Annotated in this window: 1 protein-coding gene; it reads left to right on the top strand. The window is 71.7% G+C overall.

Going from position 1 to position 2922, the window contains the following annotated elements:
* Positions 1-2922: non-ribosomal peptide synthetase (locus ADK60_RS21135; RefSeq protein ID WP_159400523.1), on the top strand; the 2922-nt coding region annotated here is incomplete at both ends.

Genomic DNA, 2922 nt, shown 5'->3' with positions numbered 1-2922 from the left:
CCGAAAGGCCCTGCCCGCACCCGACTTCGCCTCCGCCGGCGAGGGCCGTGCACCCGCCACCCCGCAGGAAGAAGTCCTGTGCGGTGTGTTCGCGGAGGTCCTCGGCCTCGACAAGGTCGGCGTCGACGACGGGTTCTTCGAACACGGCGGGAACTCGTTGCTCGCCACCCGCCTCGTCAGCCGCGTGCGCGCCGAACTCGGCGTCGAGATCAGCATCCGCGCCGTCTTCGAGGCGCCGACCGTCGCCGGCCTCGCCGCGCAGCTCGACCCGACCACGGGCATCCGCGCCGTCCTCACCCCCGTCCCGCGGCCGGAGACCCTGCCCCTGTCCTACGCCCAGCTGCGCCTCTGGTTCCTGGGACAGCTGGAGGGACCGAGCTCCACGTACAATATCCCGGTCGGTCTCCGACTCTCGGGCCCCCTCGACGCCCCGGCCCTGCAAGCGGCCCTGCAGGACGTCACCGCCCGCCACGAGACGCTGCGCACGGTCTACCCCACCAGCGGGGGACAGCCGTTCCAGCGCGTGCTGGACGTCGAGGCGTCGAAGCCGGACCTCCCCGTCGTCCCCGTCACGGAAGAAGACCTGGCGGCGGAACTGGTCCGGCACGCCGACCGGACCTTCGACCTGGAGACCGAGGTGCCGATCCGGGCACGGCTGTTCCGGCTCGCGCCGGAGGAGCACGTCCTCCTGCTGGTCATCCACCACATCGCCGGCGACGGCTGGTCGATGGGACCGCTGCTGCGCGACCTGTCGACCTGCTACGCCGCGCGGCGGGACGACCGGACGCCGGAACTCGCGCCGCTCCCGATGCAGTACGCCGACTACGCCCTCTGGCAGCGCGGAATCCTGGGCGGCGAGGACGACCCGACATCGCTGATGTCACGTCAACTCAACTACTGGCGCGAAGCACTGGCCGACCTGCCGCAGGAGACCCTGCTCCCGACGGACCGGCCGCGCCCGGCCGCCGCCTCGTACCGAGGGGCCTCGGTACCGCTCGACCTGCCCGCCGACCTGCACTGCCGCCTGGTGGAGCTGGCGCAGGCCGCCGGTGCCAGCCCGTTCATGGTGATCCAGGCGGCCCTGGCCGTCCTGCTCTCCAAGCTGGGGGCCGGCGAGGACATTCCGATCGGCTCGCCCATCGCCGGTCGAACTGACGAGGCGCTGGAGGAACTGGTCGGCTTCTTCGTCAACACCCTGGTACTCCGCACCGACCTCACCGGCAACCCGACCTTCGACGAACTGCTGGGACGGGTCCGGGAGGCCAGCCTGGACGCCTATGCGCACCAGGACATCCCGTTCGAGCGCCTGGTCGACGACCTGGCGCCGGAGCGGTCGCTCGCCCGGCACCCGCTGTTCCAGGTCATGCTCGCCCTGCAGAACACCACCGACGCCCTGGTGGAGCTGCCCGGTGTGCGGGCCACCACGGTCGACTCCGGGCTCACCCCGGCCAAGTTCGACCTCTCCTTCGACCTCGGCGAGCGCTTCGCGGAGGACGGCACGCCCGCCGGTCTCCACGGGCGGATCGACTTCGCCACCGACCTGTTCGACACCCGCACCGTCGAGGGCATCGCCGGCCGCCTGGTGAAGGTCGTCACGGCCGCGGTGAACAACCCGGACCGCCCGATCGGCGAGATCGACGTCGTCTCCGCGGCCGAGCGCAACCTCGTGCTGCACGAGTGGAACGAGCCGCAGCGCCCCGTCCAGTCGGTCACCCTGACCGAGCTGTTCGAGGCGCAGGCGGCCCGGACGCCCGAGCGGATCGCCCTGGCGTTCGGCGAAACCTCCCTGACCTACCGGGAGTTGAACGAGCGGGCGAACCGGATCGCCCGGCGCCTGGTGGGCCTCGGCGTCGGACCGGAGAGCCTGGTCGCGGTGATGACGAACCGCTCGGCCGAGCTCGTCGTCGCCCTGCTCGCCGTGCTGAAGGCCGGCGGCGCCTACGTGCCCCTGGACCCGGACTACCCGGCGGACCGCATCGCGTACGTCCTTGGCGACGCGGCACCCGTGTGCCTGCTGACCACCGGCGGGGTCCGGCTGCCGGACCTGGACGCCGGGCTGCCCGTGCTCCTGGTGGACGACGAGGCCGCCGACTCCGCTTCCCCGGCGGGGGACCTCACGGACGCCGAACGGTCGGCCCGGCTCCGTCCGGCCCACCCCGCGTACATCATCTACACCTCCGGATCCACGGGACGGCCGAAGGGCGTCACGATCCCGCACGCCAACGTCGTGCACCTCTTCACGGCGACCGAGGACCGCTTCGGGTTCGGTGCCGACGACGTGTGGACGATGTTCCACTCGTACGCCTTCGACTTCTCCGTCTGGGAGCTGTGGGGTGCGCTGCTGTACGGCGGCCGCCTGGTCGTCGTGCCCTTCGAGACCTCCCGCTCGCCGCTGGACTTCCTGGACCTGCTGGTCCGGGAGCGGGTCACCGTGCTCAACCAGACCCCGTCGGCCTTCTACCAGCTCATGCAGGCGGACGCGCAGCACCCCGAGCTCAGCGCCGGGCTCGCCCTGCGCACGATAGTCTTCGGCGGCGAAGCGCTGGACCCGGAGCGCCTGGTCGGCTGGTACGAGCGCCACCCGGTCGGCGGACCCACGCTGGTGAACATGTACGGCATCACCGAGACCACCGTGCACGTCACCTACCGGGCCCTGGACGCCGCGTCGATCGGCGAGATCGCCGGCAGCGTCGTCGGCCGGGCCATCTCGAACCTCCGGGTGTTCGTGCTGGACGGCGCCCTGCGTCCGGTGCCGGTGGGTGTCGTGGGCGAGATGTTCGTCGCGGGCGAGGGCCTGGCGCGCGGCTATGTCGGGCGTCCCGGGCTGACGTCGGAGCGTTTTGTGGCGTGTCCGTTCGGTGGTGCGGGTGAGCGGATGTACCGCACGGGTGATGTGGTGCGGTGGACTGTGGATGGGGAGTT

The organism is Streptomyces sp. XY431 (assembly GCF_001279805.1).
GTDB lineage: Bacteria > Actinomycetota > Actinomycetes > Streptomycetales > Streptomycetaceae > Kitasatospora > Kitasatospora purpeofusca.
The sequence above is the reverse complement of the archived record's forward strand: the minus strand, read 5'-3'. Positions and strand labels throughout refer to the sequence as shown.